The sequence below is a fragment of the Trichocoleus sp. Lan genome (assembly GCF_039961855.1).
Taxonomy (GTDB): Bacteria; Cyanobacteriota; Cyanobacteriia; order Cyanobacteriales; family FACHB-T130; genus FACHB-T130.
The window spans coordinates 31,802-57,694 of the sequence record NZ_JAMPKA010000012.1; the positions used below are offsets into that span (position 1 = coordinate 31,802).

Annotated in this window: 22 protein-coding genes; 13 read left to right on the forward strand and 9 right to left on the reverse strand. The window is 45.8% G+C overall.

Annotation, left to right across the window (positions count from 1 at the left end):
• Positions 1 to 14: 14 nt before the first annotated feature.
• On the forward strand, positions 15 to 449 hold the full coding sequence (locus NDA03_RS12440; protein WP_190410818.1) for a ferritin-like domain-containing protein: 435 nt from the start codon (positions 15 to 17) through the stop codon (positions 447 to 449).
• A gap of 241 nt (positions 450 to 690) precedes the next feature.
• Positions 691 to 1,659 (forward strand): FTR1 family protein, encoded by a 969-nt coding sequence (locus NDA03_RS12445; protein WP_348238158.1) that lies wholly within the window; start codon positions 691 to 693, stop codon positions 1,657 to 1,659.
• 317 nt (positions 1,660 to 1,976) lie between these two features.
• On the opposite strand, the gene NDA03_RS12450 is transcribed toward NDA03_RS12445, so the two are convergent.
• The gene (locus NDA03_RS12450; RefSeq protein WP_190410816.1) at positions 1,977 to 2,276 is read right to left on the reverse strand and encodes a 30S ribosomal protein PSRP-3; all 300 of its coding nucleotides are present in this window, start codon (positions 2,274 to 2,276) and stop codon (positions 1,977 to 1,979) included.
• Positions 2,277 to 2,403: 127 nt separating this feature from the next.
• Between NDA03_RS12450 and NDA03_RS12455 the strand changes: the two genes are divergently transcribed.
• The 3 genes from NDA03_RS12455 (at position 2,404) to NDA03_RS12465 (ending at position 5,222) form a co-directional block, all read left to right on the forward strand.
• Positions 2,404 to 3,237 carry a TIGR01548 family HAD-type hydrolase gene (locus NDA03_RS12455; RefSeq protein WP_348238159.1) on the forward strand — a complete coding sequence of 278 codons (834 nt, stop codon included), beginning with the start codon at positions 2,404 to 2,406 and terminating at the stop codon, positions 3,235 to 3,237.
• Between the two features lie 154 nt (positions 3,238 to 3,391).
• A complete protein-coding gene (locus tag NDA03_RS12460) occupies positions 3,392 to 3,865 on the forward strand; it encodes a peptidoglycan-binding protein (protein ID WP_242029116.1) in 474 nt (157 codons plus the stop codon).
• A 313-nt stretch (positions 3,866 to 4,178) separates the two neighbouring features.
• Entirely contained in the window at positions 4,179 to 5,222 is a 1,044-nt protein-coding gene (locus tag NDA03_RS12465; protein WP_242037429.1) for a WD40 repeat domain-containing protein, read from the forward strand.
• 289 nt (positions 5,223 to 5,511) lie between these two features.
• On the opposite strand, the gene NDA03_RS12470 is transcribed toward NDA03_RS12465, so the two are convergent.
• Positions 5,512 to 5,814 (reverse strand): RNA-binding protein, encoded by a 303-nt coding sequence (locus NDA03_RS12470; RefSeq protein ID WP_190410814.1) that lies wholly within the window; start codon positions 5,812 to 5,814, stop codon positions 5,512 to 5,514.
• 394 nt (positions 5,815 to 6,208) lie between these two features.
• Here NDA03_RS12470 and NDA03_RS12475 point away from each other — a divergent pair, with 394 nt between their 5' ends.
• Positions 6,209 to 7,273 carry a WD40 repeat domain-containing protein gene (locus tag NDA03_RS12475; protein ID WP_348238160.1) on the forward strand — a complete coding sequence of 355 codons (1,065 nt, stop codon included), beginning with the start codon at positions 6,209 to 6,211 and terminating at the stop codon, positions 7,271 to 7,273.
• Between the two features lie 218 nt (positions 7,274 to 7,491).
• On the opposite strand, the gene NDA03_RS12480 is transcribed toward NDA03_RS12475, so the two are convergent.
• The 3 genes from NDA03_RS12480 to NDA03_RS12490 form a co-directional block, all read right to left on the reverse strand.
• A complete protein-coding gene (locus tag NDA03_RS12480) occupies positions 7,492 to 9,912 on the reverse strand; it encodes a sucrose synthase (RefSeq protein ID WP_190429972.1) in 2,421 nt (806 codons plus the stop codon).
• Between the two features lie 184 nt (positions 9,913 to 10,096).
• Positions 10,097 to 11,620 carry a carboxypeptidase M32 gene (locus tag NDA03_RS12485; RefSeq protein ID WP_348238161.1) on the reverse strand — a complete coding sequence of 508 codons (1,524 nt, stop codon included), beginning with the start codon at positions 11,618 to 11,620 and terminating at the stop codon, positions 10,097 to 10,099.
• A 223-nt stretch (positions 11,621 to 11,843) separates the two neighbouring features.
• The gene (locus tag NDA03_RS12490) at positions 11,844 to 14,759 is read right to left on the reverse strand and encodes a tetratricopeptide repeat protein (RefSeq protein ID WP_348238162.1); all 2,916 of its coding nucleotides are present in this window, start codon (positions 14,757 to 14,759) and stop codon (positions 11,844 to 11,846) included.
• A gap of 248 nt (positions 14,760 to 15,007) precedes the next feature.
• Here NDA03_RS12490 and NDA03_RS12495 point away from each other — a divergent pair, with 248 nt between their 5' ends.
• Positions 15,008 to 15,211 carry a hypothetical protein gene (locus NDA03_RS12495; RefSeq protein ID WP_348238163.1) on the forward strand — a complete coding sequence of 68 codons (204 nt, stop codon included), beginning with the start codon at positions 15,008 to 15,010 and terminating at the stop codon, positions 15,209 to 15,211.
• A 7-nt stretch (positions 15,212 to 15,218) separates the two neighbouring features.
• On the opposite strand, the gene NDA03_RS12500 is transcribed toward NDA03_RS12495, so the two are convergent.
• Positions 15,219 to 16,160 (reverse strand): tetratricopeptide repeat protein, encoded by a 942-nt coding sequence (locus tag NDA03_RS12500; RefSeq protein ID WP_348238164.1) that lies wholly within the window; start codon positions 16,158 to 16,160, stop codon positions 15,219 to 15,221.
• A gap of 553 nt (positions 16,161 to 16,713) precedes the next feature.
• Here NDA03_RS12500 and NDA03_RS12505 point away from each other — a divergent pair.
• The 3 genes from NDA03_RS12505 to NDA03_RS12515 all read left to right on the forward strand — a co-directional run bounded on the left by NDA03_RS12505 (position 16,714) and on the right by NDA03_RS12515 (position 19,588).
• Entirely contained in the window at positions 16,714 to 18,141 is a 1,428-nt protein-coding gene (locus tag NDA03_RS12505) for an aspartate ammonia-lyase (protein ID WP_348238165.1), read from the forward strand.
• Positions 18,142 to 18,200: 59 nt separating this feature from the next.
• The gene (locus tag NDA03_RS12510) at positions 18,201 to 18,503 is read left to right on the forward strand and encodes a hypothetical protein (RefSeq protein WP_190410808.1); all 303 of its coding nucleotides are present in this window, start codon (positions 18,201 to 18,203) and stop codon (positions 18,501 to 18,503) included.
• Positions 18,504 to 18,625: 122 nt separating this feature from the next.
• Positions 18,626 to 19,588, forward strand: coding sequence for a DUF362 domain-containing protein (locus tag NDA03_RS12515; protein ID WP_348238166.1), 963 nt, complete (start codon positions 18,626 to 18,628; stop codon positions 19,586 to 19,588).
• Between the two features lie 264 nt (positions 19,589 to 19,852).
• Here NDA03_RS12515 and NDA03_RS12520 read toward each other — a convergent pair whose 3' ends face one another.
• Positions 19,853 to 20,098 (reverse strand): HNH endonuclease, encoded by a 246-nt coding sequence (locus tag NDA03_RS12520; RefSeq protein ID WP_348238167.1) that lies wholly within the window; start codon positions 20,096 to 20,098, stop codon positions 19,853 to 19,855.
• A gap of 33 nt (positions 20,099 to 20,131) precedes the next feature.
• Here NDA03_RS12520 and NDA03_RS12525 point away from each other — a divergent pair, with 33 nt between their 5' ends.
• Complete coding sequence (locus NDA03_RS12525; protein ID WP_190410805.1) at positions 20,132 to 20,425, forward strand: DUF4090 family protein; 294 nt, start codon at positions 20,132 to 20,134, stop codon at positions 20,423 to 20,425.
• Positions 20,426 to 20,489: 64 nt separating this feature from the next.
• Here the strand turns inward: NDA03_RS12525 and NDA03_RS12530 are convergent, their stop codons facing one another.
• Together NDA03_RS12530 and NDA03_RS12535 are read right to left on the reverse strand one after the other, a co-directional pair.
• The gene (locus NDA03_RS12530) at positions 20,490 to 20,882 is read right to left on the reverse strand and encodes a KGK domain-containing protein (protein ID WP_190410804.1); all 393 of its coding nucleotides are present in this window, start codon (positions 20,880 to 20,882) and stop codon (positions 20,490 to 20,492) included.
• Positions 20,883 to 21,036: 154 nt separating this feature from the next.
• Positions 21,037 to 23,493 (reverse strand): dynamin-like GTPase family protein, encoded by a 2,457-nt coding sequence (locus tag NDA03_RS12535; protein WP_348238229.1) that lies wholly within the window; start codon positions 23,491 to 23,493, stop codon positions 21,037 to 21,039.
• Positions 23,494 to 23,630: 137 nt separating this feature from the next.
• Here NDA03_RS12535 and NDA03_RS12540 point away from each other — a divergent pair, with 137 nt between their 5' ends.
• Positions 23,631 to 24,035 carry a PPC domain-containing DNA-binding protein gene (locus NDA03_RS12540; RefSeq protein WP_190430111.1) on the forward strand — a complete coding sequence of 135 codons (405 nt, stop codon included), beginning with the start codon at positions 23,631 to 23,633 and terminating at the stop codon, positions 24,033 to 24,035.
• A gap of 356 nt (positions 24,036 to 24,391) precedes the next feature.
• Positions 24,392 to 25,879, forward strand: coding sequence for a DUF2157 domain-containing protein (locus tag NDA03_RS12545; RefSeq protein ID WP_348238168.1), 1,488 nt, complete (start codon positions 24,392 to 24,394; stop codon positions 25,877 to 25,879).
• Positions 25,880 to 25,893: the final 14 nt, after the last annotated feature.

Sequence of the window (25,893 nt, forward strand, 5' to 3'; positions counted from 1 at the left end):
ACATCACCGAAAGCATGAAAGAGCTTGACCAAAAAAAGACTATTGACCTGCTGAACACAATCATGGAATTTGAGCTGGCAGGAGTGGTGCGTTATACCCACTATTCCTTGATGGTAATTGGCCCCAATCGAATTCCGATTGTGGAATTTTTCAAATTGCAGGCAACTGAGTCTTTGACCCATGCCCAACAAGCGGGAGAAATTCTGACAGGTTTAGAGGGACATCCTAGCCTACGAATTGCTCCCATTGAGGAGACTTATAAACATTCGGTGCAGGACATTTTGCGGGAAAGCTTCAATCATGAAAAGAAAGCGCTAGACCTCTATAAAACCTTGCTAGACACTGTTGCCGATGCCAGCATTTACTTGGAAGAATTTGCCCGCACGATGATTGGCACTGAAGAAATGCACACCATAGAAATCAAAAAGATGTTGCGTGACTTTAGCTAATGGGTAATAGGTAAGCAGAGTTTTGAGTTTTAAATGTTGAGCTTTGAGCTAGAAGAAAGTTCTAATTGCGGTTCTCGGTTATGTGAGGTACATTCTCAAAACTGAAAAGCTTGATAATCGTGAATTTTGGCGTACCTCACTGGTGCAATAACCGCGATCGCTCAAAACTCAAAACTCAGATGAGATAAACTCTTGCCTCTACAACTTTTTCCCAATTGCTTACTACCAATTACCAATCGTCATGGATTTTAGTTCTGCGCTACCTACCTTTGCGATCACCCTCCGCGAAGGCGTTGAAGCCGCCCTCGTTGTGGGGATCGTGCTGGCTTGCTTGAAAAAAGCCAAGCAGAGTTCCCTGAATCCTTGGGTTTATGCGGGTGTTGGGGCTGGGCTTGCCGCCAGTGCCGTAGTAGGCGTTCTGTTAGCCTGGATAGCTCAAGCGCTCTCGAAATCCAATCAACCCTTTGCACCCGTGCTGGAGCCACTTCTGGAGGGTGTATTCAGTGTAATCGCGATCGCGATGCTCAGCTGGATGCTCATCTGGATGACTCAACAGGCACGCTCGATGAAAGCATCTGTCGAAGGAGCCGTTACATCGGCTCTGAGGCAAAAAGGGGGTTCCGGTTGGGGTATTTTCAGCCTAATTTTCATCGCAGTTCTGCGGGAAGGTTTTGAAACTGTTCTCTTTATCCTTGCCAAATTTCAACAAGGTTTAATTCCAGCTTTGGGTGCCTTGGCTGGCTTAGGAGTTGCTGCTGGGATTGGTGTTGCTTTATTCAAGTGGGGAATTCGGATTAATATCCGCCTATTTTTCCAGGTGATGGGCGTTTTATTGATCCTAGTTGTTGCAGGTTTAGTCGTATCCTCGTTGAGCCATTTTGACTCAGCGATTGCTACATTAGCTCAAATGGATCGGAAGTCAGAAGCTTTGTGTTTCTTCTACGAACGGTTTGCTAAAAATCCCTCTTGTATTTTGGGACCAATGGTTTGGAATACGACGCAAATTTTTCCCGATGACAAGTTTCCTGGCCTACTTTTTAGCGCCTTGTTCGGATATACCGATAAGCTCTACGTCGTTCAAGCAGTCAGTTACCTGCTGTTTTTGCTGACTATTGGGGGCATTTATTTCCGCAGTATTACCGGACGCACCAGTGTAGCCGCGGCAAATGGTAAATCGGCACAAAAACCGATTAGCTATCGGCAAGAATAGCGCCAATTGCAAGATTCTAGAGATTGGTATAGAGGTAGTCATAGAAAAACCCGTTTTCTTCTCAGAAAACGGGTTTTTCTATTTTCGGATTGTTTTAGCGACATACCGATTGTCCCACCGCTTCAGGGTGACAGGAACAATACGTCCTTTGCAAAAATGAGCGATCGCCAGTTGCTAAGCAGGAAAGTTTAGCCCTAGAAAAGAAATTGCTACCCTCTTTAGTCACATAAAGGTTAGCTTATCTCTCTTGCTCAACTCCGAAGTGCTTTGGCAGCAGGACAAAAGCATTAAACTCTGGCAGATGCACAGGAGAATTCTTAAGCACTACCTGTGAAGGCGACTTCTGGAAATTTTGCCTGAGCATCAGACATAGAACGGCGTTTGCCTTCTTCTTGCCAGTAGTTAATCACTTCTGTCGCTTTGTTGAGCAACGCGACGCGCTCTTGATCGGTAATCCAATGCTTGGCTTCCAACTCATTTTTTAGCTGTTCCCAAGCATCGTTCCGAGGCCAAAAAAAGTAAGATGTCAGAGGGCTGGTGCCTTTGCCTACTACTTGGTCAACCGCTAGTGCTACGTTCTCTTCCAGCCAGAGAACCTTTAAAATAAACCTCGACAATCACACCTCCAGGGAAGTCCCAGGCTTGTTGAATACTCTACAAACGATTATTTTACACCTAGGCGATCGTGGATAGCTATGTGTTTGCTCATCGGATATTTTAATTGGGATTGGGAGGTGCTTTGCAGTGGTTCAAGAATCTAGTTGCCTAAGTTTAGTCGTTTTCGATATTGACGGTGTGGTGCGAGATGTTGGGGGATCTTACCGACGGGCGTTGGCTGATACTGTGGAGCAGTTTACGGAGGGTGCTTACCGACCAACCCCAGAGGAAATTGACCATCTGAAGTTGGAAGGGATGTGGAATAACGATTGGGAGGCATCCCAAGAGTTGGTCTATCGTTACTTTGAAAGCGCTGGACAGAAAAGATCGCAACTAAGCCTTGATTATGACGTTTTGGTTGCTTTTTTCCAATCGCGGTATCGTGGGCCAGATCCACACCATTGGACGGGTTATATCTGCGATGAACCGCTCCTATTACAACCGAGCTATCTAGAGCAATTGACAGCGGCTGGGATTCCCTGGGGCTTTTTTAGCGGTGCTACCCGTGGATCGGCTAATTATGTCTTGGAGCAACGCCTGGGTTTAAAGTCGCCGTTGCTCATTGCGATGGAAGATGCTCCGGGTAAACCCGATCCGACAGGGCTGTTTGCGGCAGTACAAGCGATGGAAGAAAGATCGTCGGTTCCCCCCTCAACCCCGGTTATTTATGTGGGAGATACGGTTGCTGACATTTACACGATAGAAAAGGCGCGATCGCTTAGCGTCTCCCAAGGAGAATCGCTCCACCCTGACCGTCGTTGGATTGCAGTGGGCATTTTGCCACCCCACGTTCAGGAAACTCAACAACAAAGGGATGCTTATGCAAATGCTCTCAAGGCTGCTGGTGCTGCTGCGATTTTCAGCAATGTACAGGAGTTGACACCCGTGCAGATTTTACAACTGGTCAATTCACCAGAATGAGCGAATCATGTAGCAGCGGGCGAGTGGGTATTGCTTCATACGAATGGGTGAGCGGTTAAGGTGAGTTTAAATACACCTAGCAGGGCGAAGGGGAAGCGGGGCTGCCATCAGTAGATTGGAACAGTAGAAACAACACTTCCCAGGAAAATTCATCATGCAATCAACCAATCAATTTGAAGCCATGACTCCTCAAGCCGCTGCTACCAATGCGATTAAAAAGCCAGTTCTGCGTAGAGGTTCCCGCGATCGCGCAGTGGTAGAACTCCAACAACTACTCGCTCATTGGGGCTATTATGCCACTCCTTTCGATGATGTGTTTGACCTCCCCGTCGAAAATGCCGTGAAAGCTTTTCAACACCGCGTCTTTCTAGTAGAAGATGGGATTGTTGGCGCTAAGACGTGGCAAGCTCTTTACTCTGGTGCCCCCGTTGATATGCCGGAACTGAGACTAGGTAGCCGTGGTGAAGCAGTGAAAACCCTTCAGAAAGTCCTACAGTTGATTCCCGATGGTATATTTGGGTCAATTACCCAGAATACTGTGAAAAGCTTCCAAAGCTCCCGTGGCTTGGTAGCGGATGGAATTGTCGCTTCTCGCACTTGGTTTGAGTTGAGCAAGCTACCTCACTAAGAAGTTGTTGCATCGGGATGTGGTGGCGCTCCTTTTTTACCCGCATCCCTCGTATCGAATTGGAACTTTCAACCAGCGCGATCGCTCTAGAAGTCTTAGGGCGATCGCTGTGCTTTTCGCGCTGGTTGTTTAATCGGGAGTCTCAACTGTGCAGAAAATCGATAAATTTTTACTCAGAATGCAGCTTCTGACCGCAGAGAGTGTGCGGAGCGGGTATCGCCATCTATATTAAGAAACGACCTGTAAAATTCTGCAATTACTGCCCATATTTCAGCAGATGTGCAAAATTTCTTCCCATTCGTCTGTTATTTTTATGTTTTCTGCTCAAACTAGGACTTTAGTCGGTACCATAGGCGCGATCGCCACAGTGATGGCTACGAGCGTTATAATTCCACCCAGCAACATCAAGGCATACGCAGCTCCAATCGATGCTTCTGTTGCAGTAGCGAACTTAAATGCTTGGGAAAACGCTCAACTAGAACGCACCCTCAGAGGGCATTCAAATTGGGTAAATGCTGTCGCCATCAGTCCCGATGGAACAACTTTAGCCAGTGGCAGTTCTGACAACACGATCAAACTTTGGAATCTTTCCAGCGGACAAGAAATTGGCACCCTTACCGGGCATTTCAAACCAATTTTCACAATTGCATATAGCCCCAATGGGCAGCTTCTTGCTAGCGGATCTCAGGATAATACAATCAAAATCTGGAATCTTGCTACAGGTCAAGTAATCCGCACTCTCAGGGGGCATTCTAGCTCCATTGATTCGGTCGTTTTCAGTCCTGACGGGCAGTTTATTGCCAGTGGGGGTAAGGACGACACGATCAAGATTTGGAATCTGACTTCCGGCGAGCAAATTTTAAGCCTCACAGGTCATGCTAATGGGATTGATGTTGTTGCCTTTACCCCAGATGGGCAGACCCTCGTGAGTGGTTCTGAGGACAAAACGATCAAAGTTTGGGATTTATCTACAGGTCAAGTCATCCGCACCTTGAGAAAACATACAAATGCGGTTCATTCCTTGGCAATTACCCCAGATGGACAGACACTTATAAGTGGGGGTTTTGACAAAACTATCTACCTTTGGGACATGACCACATGGCAGCTCAAGGGTCGCCTGAGAGGGCATGCAGACATGGTTTATGCAGTTGCTATTAGTTCGGATGGACAGTTTCTCGCTAGTGGTAGCGAAGATAGAACAATTAAAATTTGGAGCCTAAAAACTGGGAAACAAATTACAACGCTGACGGGTGATTCTAGTGCAATTTATTCCCTCTCTATCAGCCAAGATGGACAGACGATTGCAACGGGTAGTTATGACAAAAACATCCGAATTTGGCGAACGCAGGGACTTTAAATTGAATAGCTAAAAACTAAAATCTGGGCTAAAAGTTTAAACCCATTGAAGCGAGTTTTAGCTCCCCAGGAAACTTTTAGCTTGACCAATGCTATAAATGTCGCTCGTTGACGTGCATCTTGAATCGTCACACTTGAGAGGCATACCTGCAAAAAAAAGGCTTAAGCATAATGCTTAAGCCTTTTTAAATTTAATACGAGTAACTGAAACTAATTGCGCTTACAAATTACTCAGCCCTTTTTGTCTCAGCTTTTTCAAGGAGAAACTAAAAAGGTTTAGCTTCTAAAGCTTAGTAGCGGCGAGAAAAGCTGTTGTTTCCGCGACCACCACCACCAGATGGGCCTCTATCTTCTTTGGGCTTCGCCTTGTTAACTTTTAAGTCGCGACCCATCCATTCAGCACCGTCAAGCGCTTCAATGGCAGCTGTTTCTTCAGCTTCTGTACCCATTTCTACGAAACCAAAGCCACGTAGACGACCTGTTTCCCGGTCAGTGGGTAGCTGGACGCGCTTTACAGAACCATATTCTGCAAAAACCCCAGTCAGGTCTTCTTGCGTAACTTCGTAGGATAGATTGCCTACATAAATAGACATAGATTGTCTCCAAAATCAAGGGGGTGTAGAGATTTGAATTTCGGAGAGAAGCCTGTCAAGACCAAAAGGAAAACACCTATCAATACTATAAACAAACACTGCAACCGAATTTATTCTCACCTATTACGGTAGCACAACAGATTCTGGAATGGGGCTTTTGGTATCTAAGTTTTCTCCAACTAATCTTTAAACTTTGACCGAGTATAGCTTCTAGCTAATTTCCCGGATTCGGAAAAGTCTGAGCGATCGCTTTCCTTGCGAATGCATATTCCTAATAAATTTGCAACGGTAACATTACATAAATTTTCTAATTCTGGGCACACAGGTAAATCAACAACGTCTCAGTGTAAAGCAACACATTTTTGTAGTGTGCGTTGTTTCCCAATTTACTAAAATGACAAATCAGCAAATTTCCGCTAAGGTTTTCACGGCGCTGGTCGTGGTGGCAACGATTGGCGTTTCTGGAATGCCTATGTTTAAAGCAGTATCTCAGCCGCCTGTCATTTCATCTACCTTAACGGCTCAAATACCCACCAACACTTGGCAAAATGTGCGACCGATTCGCACCATCGAGGCTCATTCAGGGAGCGTGGGAGCGATCGCGATCGCTCCCAACGGACAGCTAATGGTTAGTGGTAGCGATGATGGCACGATCAAAGTATGGAATCCGAAAACGGGTCAACCAATTCGCACCCTAACTGGGCATACTGACACCATTTGGGCACTTGCGATTAGTCCTAATGGGCAAACCCTCGCCAGCAGTAGCGCGACCAACGATGGCTCGCTAAAACTGTGGAATTTAAAAACTGGCAAGGTAATCCGGACTATCACGCGGGATTGGTACGTTAAATCTCTCGCCTTTAGCCCAGATGGAGAGCGCCTTGCGATTGGTAGCTGGAACACGACTGCACGGAACGCAGAGATTGAAGTGTGGAATGCACGCACGGGTAAATCGATCTATAGCTTCCAGGGATCTCCTCAGTCGAATTTAATGGTCGCCTTTAGTCCCGATGGAAAAACTCTCGCTAGTGGGAATGAAGACAGTACGATCCAACTATGGGATCTTAGGTCAGGCAAACCCATTCGCACCATCAACAATGGAGAGGCTGTCAGAGCGATCGCTTTTGGTCGAGATAGCAAAACCCTTGTCAGCGAGACTTATAACCAAATCGTCAAAATCTGGAATCTGCAAACCGGCGAACTCATCTCTACACCGATTAAGGATTCAGGCACCGTTTTCGTGAATGCTGTTGCTTTGCATCCAAATAATCGGATACTTGCAAGTGCATTAGGCGGATCGGAAGGCAGTTTAAACTTAGTTGATTTGCAAACTGGTAATATAATCAATCCTTTTACAGGGTCTTTTAACGTTATCTCCTCACTCGCATTCACCCCGAACGGGCAGACTCTTGTTAGTGGTAATTTTGACGGAACAATTACCTTCTGGGAACCCCAATAGTTATACTTTTTCACTTTTGCCTGAAGTGAGATTGGCATCGCTTCAGGCTCTATTTCCCTTCTCTTGCGTAGGAAAAGCCCGACTCTAGACACATTGGTTAAGAATGTTATCTGCGACCTTCTCTTAGCTCCCAATAAATTGGGGGTTGGAGGGATCGAAACGTAATGCAAATCACGTCAGATCCCCATAGCATCCAATTTATTAAGAGGAGAAACTCCCTATCGCTGCATTTGCTGTTCCAACAGTTTCTGCGCTCTCGGCTTGTAAATTAAATAGAACAACGCCTCAATGTAACGCAGTAGATCTTCGCGGTTCTCCTTGGAAGTATAATTCCAGAAGCCGTAAATTCGAGCTAAAGATAGAAGTTTGGTTGTGTGAATCTTCCACGTATAAGTGCTATAAACTCGATCAATCGCTCGTGTAGAAATTTCGTACCAGTAGTTAGGATTTTGGTCGCACTTAGAGACAAACTCCAGGATTTTTTCCGCCATTTCTTCAAGATGCGTCGGGTTAATGTAGAACCCATTAAACTTATCCTGAATAATCTCTAACGGGCCACCAAATTGAGTAGCAAATGTCGGTAAACCAGAAATCATCGCTTCCAAAATGGTCAGACCAAAAGCTTCAAACAGAGCTGGTTGAACAAAGACACCTTGACGATCGGCAATCACCCGATAAATTTCGCCGGAGTCGGTTTTAGAAAGGCGCACGCCTAGCCAGCGAATTTTGCCTTGTAGATTGTACTTTTCAATGATTTGGTAAAGCTTAACAATTTCATCTTTTTCTTCGTTATCGCTCGATTCCTCAACGCGCAACTTCCCAGCAACTAAAATTAAGTTGCAATGTTCTTGTAAAGCTTCGTTCTTGCCAAAACACTCAGCCAATCCGGTAAGATTTTTGATTCGGTCGAGACGAGCCATTGAGAAGAGGGGGCGCTTGTTCGGATCGTCCAATTTCCCTAAAATTTGGGACGGATCTTCGAGAGTAAAGAGCATCTCCTCAATCCGGGCGCGATCGCTCGGTATGCGATCTTCGGTACGCGAATAGGGAAAATAAGCATTTTCATTTACTCCAGGCGGCACCACGTTGAATTTGGGGCTAAATAGCTCAACTCCGCTCACTACATGGTACAAATCCGGCATTGTGAAACACTTGTAAGATTCATACTGTCCCACACTATCCGGCGTTCCGACAATTTCTTGATAAGTACTGCTAATGATGAAATTTGCAGCATTCATCGCAATCAAATCGGCAGTGAATTGTAGAGAGAAATGATACTTTTCTTCCAAGTCGTTCCAGTAGAGGTTACTGAAAAGATATTTAGATTTTTCTAAGGCGTGGGCAATGTTGCACTGAGTCACCTTCAAGCGACGCGCCAGTAAAAATGCCACCAAATTACCGTCGGAATAATTTCCGACAATTAAGTCGGGCTTACCTTGAAATTCTGCCAGCAGCTCTTTTTCTGAGTCGATGGCATAGCTTTCTAGATAAGGCCAAAACTCAAACCGGGAAATCCAGTTTTGAGTCACTTTGGGATTAAACTCTCGCAAAGGCACTCGCAAAATCCAAGCATTATCTGTGCCGTGAACTTTTTCTAAGCGTTGGTTACACAAAGTACCATCGCTATTCGGAATTAAGCGAGAGAGAATAATTACTTTCGGCTCAACACCTAGAACATCCAACCCAGCCAGCGAGAGGTCTTCTTGCATCTGCTGTTCGAGACTCTTGGCTTGGTCGAGGACGTAAACGACCTGTCCGCCAGTATCCGGACGTCCCAAGACACCTTCTTGCCCAAACCAACCGTGGGGAGACACGAGGACAATCCGGAAGACCATTGGAATCCGGGAGAGGAAAGCTTCTAGAGTCTGATGATCGGGGGAGTCGAGGAGTTCATCAAGAATTTCTAGAGTTTCCCGCACCCGTCCGGCGGTGTTTCCCCACCCAGGCTCAAAGCCCATAGCTTGCAAATCATACCGAAATTCATCGTAGCTTTGCTCAAAAGGGCGATCGCCCAAAAATCCCAAAGCTTGCTTGACACGACTAGAAAGTTGCTGCTGCGATTTAATTCGCCCGTTGATCAGCAGTTGCAGATTGTTATAGGAATGGACGCTTAAAAATTGAAACAAGCTCTCCAGCCATTGTCCGGGGTCTTGAAAGAGTTTGCTCGATAAATAGCGGTTGAGATACTGTACCCCCTTACCAATATTTTTAGGGTCGCGAATGGTCGGGGTATAGTCGTAAAACGGCTGAAAATCGAGTTCTAGGATGTCGCCTTCCTGGGGATGGAAGCGATTCACCAGGCGATCGCGTACATCCAGCAGTTCTTGCACCGTCATTGGTTCGACAATTAAATCTTCCGTTAACCGATAGATTTCTTGAGAAGCAATGGTTGGGCGGACGATCAAACAGATGTTTCCATCCTCCCGAATAATTTCTTGAGTGTAGTAAATTAATTTACCTAAATGGGAGGATTGGTCAAAATGTTCAGGCTTTTGGTGATTTGTGCAGTATTCGGAAAAAGCATTGAGAATGTCGTTTCTCAGTAAATACGACTTGTCCTGTTGGCGTAACTCACTCACAAATTGGCGCAGATCGATTTTTTCATCACTCTCTAAAACAGCCTGAATCAAATCGGACATGACAACTCCCTAGATTAGTTCAATAACATTCACAAAGACTAAACTACAAAATGTTTTTCCTGGTGACGCCCTTCCGAAGGTGGAAGGAGTACGTCTCAAACCAAAATTAATTCACCGTTCATCTTTCTTAAGAGTGAATCGGCTAGGCTATGCCTAGCCTAGCTTCTTTTCACGCTATTGTGTATCACAAAGCGTAAATTTCTCCGTATTTTTGCTGAATATAACGAATCAAGGGATTAATACTCAAACAATTGCCAGTGACGCGCTCGATAATTTCAGCGGCGGTATATTTCTGTCCGTGTTGGTAAATATTCTCTCTCAGCCAATTATGTAGAGTGCTGAACTTCCCTTGCTCGATTTCGGTAGGAATTTGGGGATTTGCCTTGAGTGCAGCTTCAAAAAACTGGGCGCTCATCATGTTGCCAAGAGTATATCCTTGGAACATTCCGCCGATGCTACCCGTGTACCAATGGACATCCTGCATGACGCCAACGCTGTCGTTGGGGGGGATAACACCCAAGTCCGATCTGTAGCGTTCGTTCCATGCTTCCGGGAGATCGCGCACTGCTAGGTTGCCTTCGAGCAGCGCCAATTCCAAGTCAAAGCGGATCATGACGTGCAGGTTGTAGGTGACTTCGTCGGCATCGGTGCGGATGAGCGATCGCTCGACTTTATTAATCGCCCGGTAGAATGTCTCCAGTGATACATTACTAAGTTGATTTGGGAAAGCTGCTTGCAGTTGCGGATAGCAGAATTTCCAGAAGTTGCGGCTGCGTCCCACCTGATTTTCCCACAGCCGTGATTGGCTTTCATGCACCCCCGATGAGGTGCCGGTGGCTAAAGGCGTCCCTTCATATTCTGGGTTAATCCCTTGCTCGTACAAGGCGTGTCCCATCTCGTGAATGGTGCTAAACAGTGCCTCATTCAGATCGTTCTCTCTGACGCGGGTAGTAATTCGCACATCCCCAATCGAGAAATTGGTCATAAATGGGTGCAGGGTTTTATCTTGCCGTCCCCGTTGGAAGTCATATCCAATCTGTTCGATGACCTTTAAGCTAAACGCTAGCTGTTCGTCTTCTGGAAAAGTTTGGTGCAAGCAACTATCATCGGCAATCGGTTGGGAAGCGATCGCATTTACAATTGGAACCAGTTCTTGACGGAGTTCCGCAAAGAGCGATCGCACGGTTGAAGCCTTCATCCCATAATCGGCACCATCAATCAGCGGATCTGCAATATGCTCGTAGCCAGAGAAAAAGCTGGCATAGTCGCGGCACAGATCCAGCGTTTTTTCCAGATAAGGCTGCACAGCGGCAAAGTTATTTTCCGGACGTGCTTTTGCCCAAGCACCATAAGACTGAGTTCGGTGGAGAGACATTTTTGCCATGAAATCTGCTGGCACTCGCACCGCGCGCTCGTAGCTGCGTCTGACAACACGAATTAGGCTGGCTTCATCAGAGTCGTAGGGCAAGCTTTCCTCGTAGGGACGCAAATCTTCTAACAGTTGCGCGATCGCTGGATCGCTAAACTTAGTATGGGCAATTTGCCGCAGAGTCGCCATCTGTCGCCCTCGCGCTGCTGCACCCCCAGGCGGCATATAGGTCGCTTGATCCCAGTAAAGTAGGGACGACGCTGCATTAATGTCGTCGATTTCGGTGAGGCGGGTTTTGAGTTCTTGAAGTTTGGGGTGAGTCTTGTCCAGAGTCTGCATGATTCGCTGTTGATACTCGTTTCCTATAGTGTGGCGCAGGACGAGCAAATATCAGTTCAACCACCGTTCGCGATATGTCACTTTCCCCAGCTTGCTCAAGGCGAATTTACCAAAAGGGGAATATGCCAGGGGAGTTGACCATTTTTGTATTAAATTTGCAGCCTTAAATTCTGCTACTGCAAATCCTGTAGTACCACCTGCGAGAATCTCTTGGTATTTGTAGTTAATTCGTGCATTCTTGCATCAACGCTTGAAACCGCGAATCTGTTCGGATGTTGTCAAAATCTGGATTTGTTTTTGCTTCGCTCCGGCATCGATGAGGATTCAGATTAATTGCCTGTTGCAGGTTTTCAATTGCCATATAAGAGTCGCCTTGCAAGGCATAACAGCAAGCCTTGCCGTAATAACCACTCTCATCATTAGGTTGCAATTCTAAAGCTTTGTCACAACTAGCCAAAGCCTTTTCATAGCGCCCCCAGCGCGCAAGTACAATTCCACGATTAGCCCACAATAAGGAATCATTAGGTTGCAGTTTTAGAGCTTTATCATGATTAGCCAGTGCGTCATTATAACGACCTAAGAGACTCAGTGCTAAACCTTGGTTACTCAGGGCATCAGGGTTATCCGGTTGAATTCTTAAAACTTTGTCGCAGCTGGCGATCATCTCTTCATAACGACTTAAGTTCAACAGAGCCGCGCTCCGGTTGACTAAAGTGTTAAAATCGTTGGGTTTAATTTCCAAAGCTTTATCATAACTGGTGATTGCCTCTTCATAACGACCTAAGTCCACTAGCGCATTGCCTCGGTTATTCCAAGCTTCGGGGTCGTCGGGTTTAATTTCCAAAGCTTTATCATAACTGGCGATTGCCTCTTCATAACGACCTAAGTCCACTAGCACATTGCCTCGGTTATTCCAAGCTTCGGGGTCGTCGGGTTTAATTTCCAAAGCTTTATCATAGCTGGCGATTGCCTCTTCATAACGGCCTAAATTCGCTAGCACAGCGCCCCGATTGTACCAAGCTCCGGGGTTGTCGGGTTTAATTTCCAAAGCTTTATCATAGCTGGCGATTGCCTCTTCATAACGGCCTAAATTCGCTAGCGCAGCGCCCCGGTTGTGCCAAGCTTCGGGGAAGTCGTCTTTAATTGCCAAGGCTTTGTCGTAGCTGGCGATCACCTCTTCATAATGACCTAATTGATAAAACCCATTGCTTACATTGAAAAAGAGACTGCTGCTAAATTCAGGATGGGTTGGCGTTACAATTTGTTCTGCTTGCTCCTTTGCTCGGAGTAGTAAGTCCAATCGCTTGCTGGGACGACAGCGTAGGAATTGGTACATTAGTCCTGCATATTTAGCCAGCCCGTCTAAAGAGTCCACTTTCCCCAAACAAGGTTTTAAAGATGCCTCTATTTGTGGCTTGATATCGCCAATCTGCCCAAGTTTAAATTCATAGTTATCTGGATTAATCTCTAACACTTGCCAGCCTAACCCAATGGCAAGGTTTATGTTGTCTAGAAACTTTCGCGTATCATCGGGCAACAGTTCGTAATCCTCAATCTCCGCTTCAGCTGCAACAGCTGCAAAGGGAGCTATTACCACTTCAATTTGATTCAGATACGCGCCAGCAAAGAAATGGGTCATTAACTGATGCTGACCGTAATCTCGATTAGCAAATAGGGCATGATAGATAGATTCAGCCGTATATTCACGCCATTTAGAACTTTCGTATTGAACTGGGGGCAGATTATCTGGGTGAACTTCTTCATTTGCCAACCGCTCAAAGTATTTAGCTATTAGGGCATGGGTTTCACGAAACTTTTTCTGGTTCTTCTTACATTGCCATCTTCGCAACACATCTCGCGCCACATCCTTGAGGCGAAAATGGTCGTCCTCTATAACTAACTCTTGCTGACTTAACCATTCAAAGCAGTTGAGACTTGCATCCGCATCTGTTTTAAAATTTAATCTGTTAGCTGCCATCAATTCCTGAATCAATGATTCATCAAACCAGCGACAGTAAGCTGCCAGTTGTATTACCTGTTTTTGTGCCGGAGTCAAATCCTCCAGCAGCCGATCGACAAGTTCTCTATTGTCACGGGAACAGTTAATCTTTCTGCCTTCTTCATGCTGCTGTCTAATTAAGTCAAGATGGAAGGGAAAGCCACCTGTTGCTTGATAAATTTGCTGAATCTCTCTAGGCTCAGTAATGCCAATTTTCTTGAGATATGCCTCAGTCTGCTTTTTATCAAATCTCTCTAGCTCCCTTTCATAGATTAAATTCCGAATCTTCTGGGACTTCTTCTTCAAAGAGTATCGTCCTGCCGCTACAATGCGAATCGGTTGAGGTTGCAAATCTTTCTCTTTTAGCAGGTACTCGGACAGCCATAGGTTAAGGTCTGAGGTCGCTTTTTCATAATGGTCTAGTACGAGTATTATTGGAGGGTTTTGCACCTTCTGGAGCTGAATCAACCGCGCATTTTGGATCTGGAGCAACCCCTCTACAAATGCTTTAGTTAACTGGGGTATAGGTTCCAGCAATAGTTCTTGCAGCTGTTTATCTCGCTTGGTTGCTGGATGCTTGAGCAGGACGCGCTCTTTAATTGCGCTCACCCCTGTCACCGTGCCTTTTGTTGTCTCGGCAAGAGCATTAGCTCCCAAACCCAGTGCGGACACAGGCTCAATTGGCGCAAGAAGCAATGCACCCAATCCATATACTGCGGCAGAGCCTAGTTCTTTTACTAAGTTGCGTTGATCCTCTTCAACGACTTGCTTGCCTTCAATGGGTTCATTTTCCAGTCGCGCAAGTGTCTGGTTATATTGCTGGTAAAGCTTGTGGAAAGGGTCGGATTTAAATAATTCTCGTTTCCAGAGGTCAGGTTTGGGCAATTGCTCGTACAAGGTTGCCATCACCTTCAAGGGCGTTTCTCTAATCCCTGCCTTACCGCTGAAGTCAAACTTGGCAACAGAAGCCTGCTGGTGCGTTTGTTGCAATTTCTCCAGCAGAGTGCTTTTGCCGATACCTCCGATGCCGTGAACGTGAAACAGCAGGGGATGTGAGGCTGGCTCCTCTAACGCTTTGCCAAAGGCTGTAACAAAGTCTTCTGCTGGCTTGCGAGAGATGTAGTAAGGCTGACTGGTCATGTAGATAAGGATTTGTTGGCGAAGCTATCTGAAAAATTACACTCTTCCCCAGATCCTAACCTTTGCTTCTAGAGTCGCATGAGAACTGTAGCGTTCAGCTACGCAGAGATGTTCGGTGCTGTCGTCTCGCTTAGCGCAGTCATGACGCTAAAATGCGCCAAGATGAAGGTTATAACGTGTATTGGAATGACTGTGAGGAAGTAGTCAAGTAACTACTAGGGCGAACAGGTAATCGTAAAAAATCAGCTGTGGCGGGGGAAAATGCACCTGTAATCAAACCCAAAGTAGACGATATAGGAGACTTAGCGCCGTTCACATGGTCGGAGGCAGCAGCAAGACCTTATACAGTGGAAGAACTGGTGGCGATCGCTAAAGAATCGCTCGACCGAACAGATGTAGGTAGGGTGGAGGCGTCTATCTCCAACCCTACATTGAAGGGGAATGAGCAATAAAACTGGATCAAAACCTGGATGCTTCTACCAGCGCCTCAAACAAATCCTGATCGCGAACTGCGTCAAAATCTGGGTCGTATTTCGCCATTTCCCGATATTTTTCCTCACTCAGACGAATCGCTTGTTGCAAGTTGTGGACTGTCTGCTCGACATTGCCCAGCAAAGCATAGTAGCAAGCTTTGTTATACCAAGCGGTGGGGTAGTCAGTCTGAAGTTGTAACGCTTTATCACAAGCAGCGATCGCTTCTTCGTAGCGAGCTAATTTCCCTAGAGCAATGGCTTGGTTGAACCAAGCTTTGTAGTATTCCGAATTAATTTCCAAACTTCTTTGGAAGCTAGAAATTGCCTTTTCATAAAGCCCCCAGTCATTGAGGGTAATGCCTCGGTTGTACCAAGCATTGCAGGAATCTGGTTTAAACTCAATCGCCCGGTCATAGCTATGAATCGCCTGTTCGTAATGATTGAGTTGGGCAAGAGCATTGCCTCGGTTGTACCATGCCCAGTAGGCGTCTGGACGCAGCTTCAGGGTGCGGTCAAAGCTGGCGACCGCTTTTTCATAGAAACCCCAGTCAATTAAGGTAATGCCCCGGTTGTGCCACGCAGCGGAAGCATCCGGGTTAAATTCTATGGCGCGATCAAAGCTATTAAGCGCCTGTTCGTAGCGACATAATTTCCCCAGCGCAATACCCCGGTTGAACCAAACCCAAGAAGCATCGGGTTGAATTGACAAGGCGTTGTCGAAGCTGGCGATCGCTTCTTCATGGCGACCTAAATTCCCTAGGGCAAAACCCCGCTGCGATAAGGCATCGGGGTAATTGGGTTCGCACTTGAGGGCGTTGTCTAAACAAGCGATCGCCGCTTCATATTTTGCCGACTGAAGCTGGCGTAGTCCTTGCTGGAAGAAGAATTCTGCTTCGAGAGTAATAGTTTGACCCATAGAATTTTGCATCTTACTTTAGGAGGATCTTGTATTTAAGATTCCCAAAACAATAACATAAGTCAACATCAAGACGGTAAATCCCTTTCTAAAATACATTCAAAGCAAGAACGATAAATTCCAGATGACCGCTGGGCAAGGGATTCAGCCGCTAGAAGCAATAAAAAATTTCCTTGAGCAGTCGGTACGGTAATCCTGATTTAACCTCTCTCTCACCCACCTGGTGCCAAGGGAGGAGCGATAAATATTCTCTTCTATAAGAAATTGACTCCACTTCCCTCTCTCTTAGGGCAGGATTAGGAACCCTAGGCAGGGGTTATCCCATTTTAGATTTGGGATTTCAGATTCTGGGTGACACCAGTCTTGTCAGTAGACACTTCTAACAATTTATTTGTGCCGACCTTCAGGTGAAATGGGATTTAGACGGATCTTTTCTCAGAAGGATTGCGCCAGTATTGCGTAATCCTTCTGAGAAAAGAATGCTGCCAAATCTGAAGACTGACTCATCGCATCCCCCAGCTAGACATGGGATGATCTCATCTAAAAGAATCCATAGACAACTAACATGAGTGAACAGATAGGTAGAACCTACCGCATCGAACGCGATTCAATGGGCGATCGCCAAATCTTGGATAACGTTTACTACGGCATTCAGACGCTACGGGCGATTGAGAATTTCCCGATTAGTGGAATTAAGCCGTTACCCACTTATATTGATGCTTGCGTGCTGATTAAGAAAGCAGCAGCGATCGCCAATGGGGAACTTGGCTGCATTCCCCAAGACATCAGCCAGGTGATTGTCCAGGCGGCGGATGAAGTGCTTTCCGGGAAGTTCCGCGATCAGTTTGTCGTGGATGTCTACCAGGCGGGTGCAGGGACTTCGCACCACATGAATATCAACGAAGTGTTGGCAAATCGGGCGCTGGAACTGCTGGGCGATGAAAAAGGCAATTACAAGCGCGTCAGCCCTAACGATCATGTCAATTACGGTCAATCGACGAACGATGTAATTCCCACGGCGATTCGGATTGGGGCGCTGGTGGCGCTGGAGAAGACACTGTACCCAGCTTTAGCCGATGCGATCGCTACTTTGGATAACAAAGCTGAGGAATTTCAAGATGTCGTAAAATCTGGAAGAACCCATCTGCAAGATGCTGTACCCGTACGCCTGGGCGAAAACTTCCGCGCTTGGGGGCAAATTCTCGCAGAACACATGATTCGCATCGAGAGGGCGTCTGAAGATTTAATGGCGCTGGGTTTGGGTGGAAGTGCGGCGGGAACTGGGTTAAATACCCATCCCCAATATTGCGATCGCGTCGCCCAATTATTATCAGAATTGATCGATCAGCCCTTGCGCCCAGCCCCTCATCTGATGGCGGCAATGCAGAGTATGGCACCTTTTGTCAGCGTTTCCGGTAGCCTGCGGAACTTAGCCCAGGATTGCGTCAAGATATCTCATGACTTACGGCTGATGGATTCGGGACCAAAAACAGGTTTAAAGGAAATTCAGCTACCGCCAGTACAGCCTGGATCGTCGATTATGCCAGGGAAATATAACCCGGTGATGGCAGAGATGACTTCGATGGTGTGTTTTCAGGTGATGGGGTACGATTCGGCGATCGCTTTAGCCGCCCAAGCAGGACAGTTAGAGTTAAATGTGATGATGCCGCTGATTGCCTATAACTTGATTCACAGTATTGAAATTTTGGGCAATACCTTAAGCGCACTGACGCAGCGTTGTTTGGAGGGAATTACCGCCAATCGCGATCGCTGCCTTGCCTATGCAGAAGGAAGCCTCGCCCTCGTCACTGCCCTCAATCCCCACATCGGCTATCTCAACGCAGCTGCTGTTGCCAAAGAATCTCTCGAAACTGGCAAATCCTTGCGGCAAATTGTCCTAGAACGAGGTTTGATGAGTTCCGAAGAACTAGCCAAGGTCTTAGACTTGGAGGAAATGAGTGCTATGTCAGGAGTGCAGCGTCCAGAGTTGTAGATACACCAAAATTTGCATCTATCCAAAACTCAAAACTTTCTAACCAGGAGTCTCGTTCTATGCATAGTCATGATGGTTTGACCCAGTTAACTTTTCACTATATTGATGGGCACACAGAATCCTTTACTATCTATGAGTCAGTAGAGGAAGGCTTAGAAACAAAGCAGGAAATTCGGCAAGAAGTCCGTCGGCTTTTAGATAAATCCTGGTGGATTCTCCACTTACCTGAAGAAACGGTTTTTATTAACACCGCCAATATTACCAAAGTTGAGGTGAAGCCCCCGATTCCTCACCTCCAGGGAGAAGATGTCTTCTCGAATGCCCAGCGGGTAACTGCCCTGACTCGTGGCAGCAATCGCTGAGAATTTGAGATTTTAGATTAAGAATTGCCAGGTCTTCATGAAGAATTGGAGGCTGGCAATTCTCACTTTAATTGATTCAAAATTCTTGTATTCGCTCAATCCTCAATTACAAACGCAGAATCATGAAACCTTCCGTTAGTTTAATTCGTGCGAATTCCTACGAGCGGCAATTATTGCGAGAATCCGTGGAAAGTTTGCTGGAACCCTTGGGAGGAATCAAAGCTTTTGTCAAAGCAGGCGATCGCGTTCTCCTCAAGCCCAATTTACTCACTGGCGGACATCCGAGTAAAGAATGTGTCACCCGTCCCGAACTGGTTCACTGTGTTGCCAAACTGGTACAGGAAGCGGGTGGCAAGCCTTTCCTGGGAGACAGTCCCGCGTTTGGCAGCGCGATGGGTGTGGCAAAGGCAAATGGTTATCTTCCCCTTATGGAAGAACTCAATTTGCCGCTAGTGGAATTTACAGGGAAGCGTTACGAAACCGTTAGCGAAGGGTTCAACCATCTGTTGTTGTGCAAAGAAGCAATGGATGCAGATGTGGTAATCAACCTACCTAAACTAAAATCCCACTGTCAGCTAACGATGACAATGGGCGTTAAAAACTTATTCGGTTGCGTACCGGGAAAAATGAAAGCCTGGTGGCACATGGAAGCAGGGAAAGATAGTGCCCGATTTGGGGAAATGTTAGTAGAAACTGCAAGGGCAATTAATCCTACCCTAACGATTTTAGATGCAATTATCGGGCATGAAGGGAACGGCCCTAGCGGTGGCGAACCTCGCTTCTTAGGGATTTTAGCGGCATCGTCTGATGTATTTGCCCTGGATCGGGCGATTGTAGAAATTCTCAATGTAGATCCTCTCAACGTCCCTACTATGGCGGCTTCGATAAGATTAGGGCTATGCACAAATGTGGAGGAAATTGACTTTCCCCAACTGCATCCGGATGATCTAAAGGTGCTGGATTGGCAACTTCCTACTAACATGATGCCTATCGACTTCGCGATGCCTCGCGTGATTAAGTCCACGTTTAGGCATCTTTACATTCGGTTTATCAAGGAACCGATGAATGCCTACGCAGGACGATAAGAGTTTATCGATAAAAAAACTCGGTTTTTATCAAAACTGGGTTTGGAAAGCTATCAAATAAACAACTTTGAGGCAGATTCGGTAAATTCTGTTACAGTAGGCTACAAAATCATCAGCGTAATCTATTATCTACCCTCCGATTGCTTAGGAAGACCGCCCTGACTCATGCTAGAGGCGGTTTTTTTCTGCCTGCCAAATGACGGAGTGTTAGCAGCGCTGCGCGGACAGTATATTTTTAAAAACGAGTCTGGTGTGTTTTCTAGATTAAAGATCGAAATAACGCCGGAACCGAGGAGCTAAATGGTTGGTTTTGCGCTGGTTACAGGGGAGACAGAGGGTTTGTAGATTGCTGATGTCATTAGAACCGCCACGAGAGAGCGGTATGATGTGGTCAATCGTGAGGTTTGCTTCTAGCGCCGTTTTGCCGCAACTTTGGCACTGACAGCGATCGCGCTGAAACACATACTTCCTCACTTCTGCCGGGATGCGAATTCTGGGCGTTTTAGTCATAAAATGCTCTTGTAAACACGATCCCACGCTGCAATGAATCCAGACAATCAAACAACTACAGGCGCTGATGCGATTGATGTAGCGATCGCTCAGGGAATTGATTTTGACGGTTCCCCGATTCCAACACCAAAACTAGAATTATACACAAAAGTAATGGGGCTGGAAGCTGGACGGCAGCGCAGCGGCGTATCCAATACGATGCGTTCGAGGATTGTTCGCATCGGCGCTAAGCATATTCCTCAGGAAGAACTCAACCAGATGCTAATCGACGCCGACTTTGCACCGCTGAAAGAAAAAGAAATCGCTTTTTACTATAGCGGTAAATAGTATTAGTAATAGTAATTACCCCCTAGATGAATAAAAATCTAGGTTTTTTTTATCAATTTCTCTCCTAATTTTCTTGATTAATCATCTTCCGAAGATCGTCAAGCGGCGATTCTAGTTGGCTGATTTCTGGTGTTTCTTCAGCATCAGGTTCATCAGCACAAAACTCTACAGTAACCTGGAGTTTGAGTCTAAGTCTTCCTTTTTTCCAGCCCTTAGCACCGATTCTAAGTATTTCACAATCTATACCTTTATCAAGCAATATATTTTGAGGTCGAAGGTTATTAATCTTATTTATGGACACTCCCTTAGATGGTAGTGAATAACTTAGCGCCTGTGCTACTGAGTCGGTATGGGATGATTGGTTCACTGCTTTCCTGATTTTATCTACTTTGAATAGTTCAGGAAAGGAAAAAACATCATTCTCGTTGAAATCCATCACATCTATCCAGTTTTCCATGCTAACCTCCAACTATTTATTTTTACAGGAACCAGTAAATAGAGTTTGCGGCTGTATAAACAAAGTTCACATACGCGGACTAAGAGTCTTGAAACCCGCCTACGCGGGTTTCGTTTGTGTAGCCGCGATTTCCAATCGCCAAGACTATGATGAACTATACTTCTGAAGGAACAAGTCCATTACCCATAGCGCTAACCTTGGCAGCTTCTAAATTAGGCTCAATTGAGCTAACATCAGAATCAGTAATTACAGGCAGTTGACGATCGTACAAGCCTATCGCCTGCAAACAACCATTGATACTGGCAACCGCAGAGTTGTAAGCCGATATTTTTTGCTCAACTGCACTTTGCAAACGGCGATTAGTAGCAATTTTTTCCTCAGCTTCTTGTTCTAGTGTTTGCTCTAAATAAGCACGAGCTTGAGTATATTGCTGTAATATGTCATCAGCTTGATGCGCTGCCATTGGCAATAAATTAGTTGTGAGGGTTTGATTAACAGTTGCTGGGAAACCACTGCTAATTGTTGCTTTAACTTTTGGCTCAAAATCTAACTTCAACAACTGACGAATTGCTGGTTCTGCTGCTATCATGCTTTCACAACCGTAGCTTTGGGAAGTTTGCAGCAACGTTTGTCGAAATTGATAAATCGAGAAAGTACCTTCATCGTAAAAGCGAGGACTTTCACGGACATAGCGATTACATTCGTCACTTGCTGCATTGACTAAAGCATGATGAACCTGTTTTTCTATCTGTTTTAACTTTTGCTCAATCCCACCATCATTACCTAGCAAACGATAAAGCTGGCGATAGTAGTCAGATTTGCGAACTTGTTCAATTAAACGCTGGAATAGGTTGGTAACTACTTCCTGGCAAGATTCTTTCAAGATATCTTCTAGTTGATTCGCCAAGTAATAAAGCGCTTCAACTAAAACAGCAATCAAAGGTGCTGTAGAATTGCGGGGATGGCTAAGGATAGCCCGACTATAAGCATCTGCAACCGAGAAAGTATCCAGCAACTCATCTAAACGCCGAACCATTCGAGATTGCAGTTGGCGAAAATCTGCCTCGAAAGCGCTAGATTGACCTGTTACAACCTGATTTAATTCTTCTGTAATATGCTGGTGAAATTCTTGACCAATTTGCTGTAACTGCTGGTTAAGGCGTTGTAATTCCTGCGTCTTCATTGCCTCAATTTCGCGGGGTTGGCTATCCAAGTCGCGCAGCGCAGATTGGTAATGTTTCTTCAGACTAATGCAGGCATCTTCGAGATCGTCGGCTAGATTCTTGAACAGTTGAGGACGCTTCTCTTTGGTAAGATAGTTTGTAATAGCAGCGCGAAACTCTTCTATTCCACTATCTTGAATTAACTGTTGAATGATAGGTGTACCTTGTTCAGCTAAAATCCGCACGTAATTTTCATTTGGGGATTCGTAGCTATTAACGGAAATTCGGAACTTGTTAGGAGGTAATTTTCCAGAATTCGCGCAGTAGTTATTAAAGGCTGTAACAAATTGTGGTGTTTCTTCTCGTTCATCCAAGCCTTTAACACTATCAGCAAAGACAGAATCTAAACCAAAGCGATCGCGTCCACTGGTCTGTTTAATCTGACTGCCGTAAAATCCTAATAGTCCGCTCGTTTTATAAACCCTAGTAGTATCTCGAAACTGAGCGCTAATCAAACCGTCTAAACGTTGCCTTAACTGACTGTTATACCAAGTTTCATCGATACGGTTGAAGGCAAAGAATACGCGATCGCGTATCCCCGGATTTGAGCGCATTTTCTCCAGCAGTTCCGTTTCTTCCTTCGTCATGTCGCCAGCAGATGCGGGTTTAAGAACGCACACCACCGCTGACGTATCCGGGTGTTCAATCTTAGCGTAGGTCAGTTGTGCGTCTTTCTCCACTGGCGCATCAATTCCCGGCGTATCGATAATCACATTCCCATCCCGCAACAGCGGATGATAACAGTAATACTCAATTCGCTTCAAAACCGCGCTGTTACTGCCACGGCGAGCATAACCAGCCGCTTCTTTGAGGTTGGAGAAGTTAAATTGCTCCATTGAATATGTAGCATTATTAACCGTATTGATGCGATCGCGATTGGCAACAAATCCCTCCAACAACAACATCAACGCATTCGCTTGTTTTGCTCTTTCTGATTTACTTTCTCCACCCTCAATCTCGATAATCGCTTGGCATCCATCGCTTAGCAATTGAATCACTTCAGATTGATTAATATTGCTAGCTGTCCCTAACCCCAGCATCTGAGATACCGCACTTGCCTGTTCCCGAATTTCTACCTCACTCAGAAACGTCAGCACCACTCGTTCTTTATCCGGTTCGGCGTACTCAATTTTACATTCCGTACCTGTAGCGTGTCCCTCCGCACTGTAAAGCAATTCCCGCTCTAACAGAGCGTTAATTAACATCGATTTCCCTGCACTAAAAGCTCCCGCAAATACAATCTCAAACTTAGGGGAAATCGCTTTACCGAGAGATGTCTGTACGGGTGTAACATCTTGCGATCGCAGAGACGGCTCCTGATGCAACAGTTGTAGTATAGTCTCGACCTGTTCTTTCAGATTTTGACACTGAGGCGGCAATTCAGGCACAGTTTGCATCCTATCAATATAAAGTAGAAGCCTTTACGCATATTTTAGGAATGGCAATTCATGACGGGTATGATGGAATTACCGATACAATTAGTAATTATCCGCGTAATCCCAGTAGATTTACCAGTCTTTAATTAATGAAAGTATTTGCTATTCGTCTGAAGCCAGATCAAGATTTAAAAAAAAGCTTACAAGATTTTGCAATCAAGCAAAATCTTCAATCGGGCTTTATCTTAACCGGAGTTGGTAGCTTGAAAAAAGCGACTCTTCGCTTTGCAAATCACAGGTATAGTACAGCTTTTAACGACAATTTTGAAATTATTTCTCTCAATGGCACTCTGGAAGCGGCTGGCATTCACCTGCATATCGCCATTGCAAATAAAGAAGGAAAAACCATCGGCGGACATCTCATGGAAGGCTGTATTATCTATACTACTGCCGAAATTGTCATCGGAGTTAGCGAAGAATTCACTTTTTTAAGAACAATGGATGAGCAGACAGGCTATAAAGAGTTGGAGATTTTTCCAAACCCTAATTATTAACTAAATGCTATTTAGCCTTAAATTACTTAAAGTAAAAGAGGTCAGCAGTCTACAAAAATGTATTGCCAAGTCGTCGGCCTAAGAATAGCCAAGGACAAATTCCCCGTTTTTTCCTGACATCAAAGAAAGTAAGGAGGAAAAGGTTAAGGATGAATTAAGAGTTCAAGAAACTTTGCTTGTTCGCCTAAGTCATCGAATAGACGCCGACTGAGTTTAAGCAGTAACGTAGAAGGTTTTCCCATCTGTAGATAGTGAATCTAACTGTCACATCCCCTTGAATTGAATCATGGGAGGGCGTTAAAACTAAGTTTATAGTCAAAAAAATTAGACTACAGAGCGGATTGTAATTGAGGGTTATGGTTTCAGATAAATTTCGCCGTCAGTTACGTCAGGAAGCAAAGCTTTGGCGAACTGAGGGGCTGATTGATGCTCAACTATACGAACAGTTATCAGAGCGTTATCAATTTAATAGGCTGGAAACTGCTGCCCGCGATCGCTTTGTGATGATCTTGTTAGGGTTGGGGAGTATCCTCATTGGCTTGGGGACGATTAGTTTTGTCGCAGCGAACTGGCAGGAGTTGCCGCGAAATGGCAAGGTAACGCTGCTATTGAGTTTGTTTATCGGTCTGAATATTGCTGGTTTTTACTTGTGGCGGCGTCCGAATGGGGCGCAACAACGTCTCGGTCATGGATTCTTGCTCTTAGGAGCAATCATTTTAGGGGCAAATATGGGGCTGATGGGTCAGATGTTTCACATTAGCGGTCCCTTCTATGAGTTATTACTAGCGTGGGGAGTCGGTGTGCTAGCAATGGCTTACAGCTTGCGTTTGACTTCCTTAAGCGTGCTGGCAATTATCATTATCGGATTGGGTTACTGGAGTTTTTGGTGGAACTGGGAAGGGGCAAGCTGGTCAAATTCCTACTATTATGAAGAGTTTTCCTGGTCATCCCAGATGGGACAACATATGCCGCTGTTGGCAAGCTTGATGTTTGTGCCGCTGGCATACTGGTGTCGTTCTCGCGTGATTTTTGGACTGGCAGCGATCGCAGTTATTTCTTCCTTGGAAGCCAACCTCCGACCGCTCAGCTTGGGACTATTTAATCTATTTTCCCTGAAGTCTACGGGTATCGTATTAGCGATCGCCTTGGCACTGCCCCCCGCACTGTTGTGGGGCTATGATGACTCGCTGTGGGTCTACAGTGACTTAAATCGGGTTCCGAAGCCAAACCAAATCTTTCCCGCCTCTTGGCAAGGGGGAAGCTGGGGAGGTTCCTTTCGACCCCTCGCCCGTCGTTTGGCGCTGGTATTTCTAGGCGTTGTACTTTATCTGTCGTCCTCGCTTTGGTTCTGGGGTGTTTTATCCAAAATGTCTTCTGCGGAGCAATCCGCGAGAGTTACTTGGTTTCCCCTGGTAGATGTAGTGATTTTGAGTGGGTTGGCAATCTTTGCGTGGTTGCGTCTGCTGTGGCTTACCAGAAGCCTTCGCACTCGTCGGGAGGAAATTCTGACCACAATTGCCATCGGTATCTTTATCTGCTTCATGGCGGGGATACCCGTTTGGCATCTCACCGTCCAGCCAATTCCCCTGCTTGCCACTTTTATTGGCAATGTGCTGTTGTTCTTGTTAGCCGCGGGATTGATGCGCCAAGGGCTAGCACAAGCAGAACGCAGCGCCTTCTGGGGGGGCATGATGCTATTAATTGTGCGAATTCTGACTTGGTTTGTGTTGTCTGCGACGGGATTAGTCTTCAAATCCTTGCTGTTTATTCTGTGCGGTATCACTGCGATCGCGATTGGGCTTTGGTTCGAGCGCTATGTCCGCACGCTGGAAATTAAAAATTGACTCAGAGGATTTTT

What these genes read in the sequence shown, in the direction of transcription:
- NDA03_RS12515 (WP_348238166.1), top strand. Translation starts at nt 18,626, where the DNA reads ATGAAACCTTCCGTTAGTTTAATTCGTGCGAATTCCTACGAGCGGCAA.
- NDA03_RS12470 (WP_190410814.1), bottom strand. Translation starts at nt 5,814, where the DNA reads ATGTCTATTTATGTAGGCAATCTATCCTACGAAGTTACGCAAGAAGAC.
- NDA03_RS12460 (WP_242029116.1), top strand. Translation starts at nt 3,392, where the DNA reads ATGCAATCAACCAATCAATTTGAAGCCATGACTCCTCAAGCCGCTGCT.
- NDA03_RS12540 (WP_190430111.1), top strand. Translation starts at nt 23,631, where the DNA reads ATGAAAGTATTTGCTATTCGTCTGAAGCCAGATCAAGATTTAAAAAAA.
- NDA03_RS12505 (WP_348238165.1), top strand. Translation starts at nt 16,714, where the DNA reads ATGAGTGAACAGATAGGTAGAACCTACCGCATCGAACGCGATTCAATG.
- NDA03_RS12525 (WP_190410805.1), top strand. Translation starts at nt 20,132, where the DNA reads ATGAATCCAGACAATCAAACAACTACAGGCGCTGATGCGATTGATGTA.
- NDA03_RS12475 (WP_348238160.1), top strand. Translation starts at nt 6,209, where the DNA reads ATGACAAATCAGCAAATTTCCGCTAAGGTTTTCACGGCGCTGGTCGTG.
- NDA03_RS12530 (WP_190410804.1), bottom strand. Translation starts at nt 20,882, where the DNA reads ATGGAAAACTGGATAGATGTGATGGATTTCAACGAGAATGATGTTTTT.
- NDA03_RS12510 (WP_190410808.1), top strand. Translation starts at nt 18,201, where the DNA reads ATGCATAGTCATGATGGTTTGACCCAGTTAACTTTTCACTATATTGAT.
- NDA03_RS12465 (WP_242037429.1), top strand. Translation starts at nt 4,179, where the DNA reads ATGTTTTCTGCTCAAACTAGGACTTTAGTCGGTACCATAGGCGCGATC.
- NDA03_RS12520 (WP_348238167.1), bottom strand. Translation starts at nt 20,098, where the DNA reads ATGACTAAAACGCCCAGAATTCGCATCCCGGCAGAAGTGAGGAAGTAT.
- NDA03_RS12500 (WP_348238164.1), bottom strand. Translation starts at nt 16,160, where the DNA reads ATGCAAAATTCTATGGGTCAAACTATTACTCTCGAAGCAGAATTCTTC.
- NDA03_RS12490 (WP_348238162.1), bottom strand. Translation starts at nt 14,759, where the DNA reads ATGACCAGTCAGCCTTACTACATCTCTCGCAAGCCAGCAGAAGACTTT.
- NDA03_RS12545 (WP_348238168.1), top strand. Translation starts at nt 24,392, where the DNA reads ATGGTTTCAGATAAATTTCGCCGTCAGTTACGTCAGGAAGCAAAGCTT.
- NDA03_RS12445 (WP_348238158.1), top strand. Translation starts at nt 691, where the DNA reads ATGGATTTTAGTTCTGCGCTACCTACCTTTGCGATCACCCTCCGCGAA.
- NDA03_RS12440 (WP_190410818.1), top strand. Translation starts at nt 15, where the DNA reads ATGAAAGAGCTTGACCAAAAAAAGACTATTGACCTGCTGAACACAATC.
- NDA03_RS12480 (WP_190429972.1), bottom strand. Translation starts at nt 9,912, where the DNA reads ATGTCCGATTTGATTCAGGCTGTTTTAGAGAGTGATGAAAAAATCGAT.
- NDA03_RS12485 (WP_348238161.1), bottom strand. Translation starts at nt 11,620, where the DNA reads ATGCAGACTCTGGACAAGACTCACCCCAAACTTCAAGAACTCAAAACC.